At 41.9% G+C, this 2,372-nt stretch carries 2 protein-coding genes and 1 pseudogene; 2 read left to right on the top strand and 1 reads right to left on the bottom strand.

Annotation, left to right across the window (positions count from 1 at the left end; all coding sequences use genetic code 11):
- On the top strand, positions 1–227 hold a 227-nt coding region (locus ACVBJC_RS20325), incomplete at its 5' end, for a hypothetical protein (RefSeq protein ID WP_447162720.1).
- On the opposite strand, the pseudogene ACVBJC_RS20320 reads toward ACVBJC_RS20325, so the two are convergent.
- Positions 224–1,198: pseudogene (locus ACVBJC_RS20320) on the bottom strand (IS630 family transposase). The gene ACVBJC_RS20325 and the pseudogene ACVBJC_RS20320 sit on opposite strands and share 4 nt — an antisense overlap.
- A 402-nt stretch (positions 1,199–1,600) precedes the next feature.
- Between ACVBJC_RS20320 and ACVBJC_RS20315 the strand changes: the two are divergent.
- The gene (locus tag ACVBJC_RS20315) at positions 1,601–1,786 is read left to right on the top strand and encodes a transposase (RefSeq protein ID WP_447162719.1); all 186 of its coding nucleotides are present in this window, start codon (positions 1,601–1,603) and stop codon (positions 1,784–1,786) included.
- Positions 1,787–2,372: the final 586 nt, after the last annotated feature.

Genomic DNA, 2,372 nt, shown 5'->3' with positions numbered 1-2,372 from the left:
ACTCCCAACGTCGAGTAGATTATTGCTCCTGCATAATCGACACTTCCGTCATCCATGACGGTCGCCCGCCGCTGAGCTTGGCCAGAAACTGCATCCACGCGTTCTGGCATTCGGCAAATCCATTTGCTTTACTCTCCCGCTACGAAGGGCAGTTATATTGCTCCTGCAAAAACAGCATTTTGGTGGTCACCGCTTCTCCGTTTTCAAGTAATACCAATCCATCTTAACATCTAGTCATTGTCGCCCAGTCTCTACGGCATAAAGACATTACTCTTTTTGTATCACTGATGAAGCAATTCCAAGCAACTGAACAAGCATCCACTATGTCTTCGTAACCTTGAAAGCTTCGATTGGGCAGATGATGCTGTCGTAACCAACTCCATACCTGTTCTATAGGATTTAGTTCTGGTAAATATGGTGGTAATTTTATAATGCTGTGATTGGTAAACTCATCTGCAATATCATTGGTATGCCAGCCCGCTCCATCTGTTACCACTACAGCATGCCTGCCGGATTTCGTTCTTTCTGCTATCTGAGATAGATGCTGACGCATGATGTCTTTACTCAAGTAAGGAACAATAATCGCTTCTGTCTCACCTGTTTGGGGGTTGACTGCACCGAAGAAGTCAGCATATTCAACTGTTGCTGACGTAAGGCTCTTGGTCGTGTGCCTCTTTTCGTCCATAAACGTGTAGTCGTGTACTACTGTCCAAAGCGAGCCTTATTTTGAAACCATTCCTTTTACAAATAGCTAGACTCGCTCAAGTGCAACACTACCAGGGATGCTAAGGATCGTTTCCAGTTGGAACTTTTTTAAAAGCTGCTTGGACTTCAATTGATTGTTTAGGATGTTTTGAGCGACTTGTTATCCAGCTAAAACCTAATTGTTCCAGCAACTTCTAAATCGCATTAGGATGGTAATCCACATTAAAGTTCTGCTGGATAAATTTGTGGAACGCGTCCTGCCGCCAGAGGAGCTTATGCATTGCTCTTCTATATAGCCATTAAGTTGCTGCTTTTGAGCCGCGGTCAAATAGCTATCGCGACCTTTATTCTTTTTGGCATCGAGTCCTTTTACGCCATTAGCAAGATATTTGGCGACCCAAGCATTAACGCAAGCACGGACAACTCTAAGTCTTAGGGCAACCTCTGTTCTGCTGTTTCCCTCCATAAAGAGTGCTACTGTGAGTCGTCGCATTCGTTTACGCAGTTTTTGGTCAGCTCTAGATAAAGCTAAGGTCTCTTCTGCGCTATAAGTTTTCAAATGAAAATACTGATTAAGAATGGTGCTTATATTAGATCACAACTCATTACTGATTGGTATAACCTCAAGTTCTAAGTACCCAAAGCAATCAATAGAGGCTCAAGGAGAGTTTAGAAAAATTCCAAATTAAAACGATCCTTAAGATCCCGAAATACCTCCCTTTAGATCGCATCGATATCTTGTTTCAGGATGAAGCAAGATGCTGGCAACAAAACACAACAGCTAAGATTTGTGCTAGAAAAGGTACCAGGACAAGGGTTGTACGCCAGCAGCATTTCGAATATACATACCTTTCTTGGCTCCGTATTTCCCAGCAGAGGTATAGGCCAAGTAATTGTGGTTCCATGGACAAGCAAAGAAGCAATAATCCTCCACTTAATACAGATCTCCGAAGTAACTGGCATCGATAGGCATGCTGTAATGATCATGGATGGTGCCGGTTGGCATGCAGACGGCATTGCAGATCAATTCACGAATGTCAGCATCATCAAATTACCGTCCTATTCACCAGAGCTTAATTAAATTGAACAAGGATGAGCGGAATGTGGCAACACAGCCTTGCTAATAGAGTTTTCAAAAATTATGACGACATTGTTGATAGCGTTTGTGAAGCTTTGAATACTTTTACTGAGAGTTCAGAGCGAGTGACAAAATTTCATTTTAGGGATTGGGTAATTATGCCACTACTGACCAGTTAATTTTCCAGTTTGGTATTAGTGATCTGATCCGTTTACGTGGCTGTTTTTCTGTTCTAGATAAAGCCAAAGTTTATTAAGCGCTGTGGTTTTTCAAAAAGGTAATGGCGGGAGTATCAACATTAGATCGCAACTCTTCAATGATTGGTAACAGGGATCTTTTGCTGTTGCATTTTATTACAGAGGGTGTTGGTTATGTGTGAGAGTAGTATTAGGTGACAGCTTATTGTCCATAAGCGTTAAGTTAGGCATTGTAAGGTTCTAAGTGATCCTTGGCTGATAACTTGGATTAGTGTACATATTCTATTGGCTGTATAGCTATTAAATTGGGTTACTGGTTACTGGTTACTGGTTACTGGTTACTGGTTACTGGTTACTGGTTACTGGTTACTGGTTACTGGTTACTGGTTACT

It is taken from the genome of Shewanella sp. 0m-6 (genome assembly GCF_052977325.1).
This window is presented reverse-complemented; position numbering and strand designations above follow the sequence as displayed.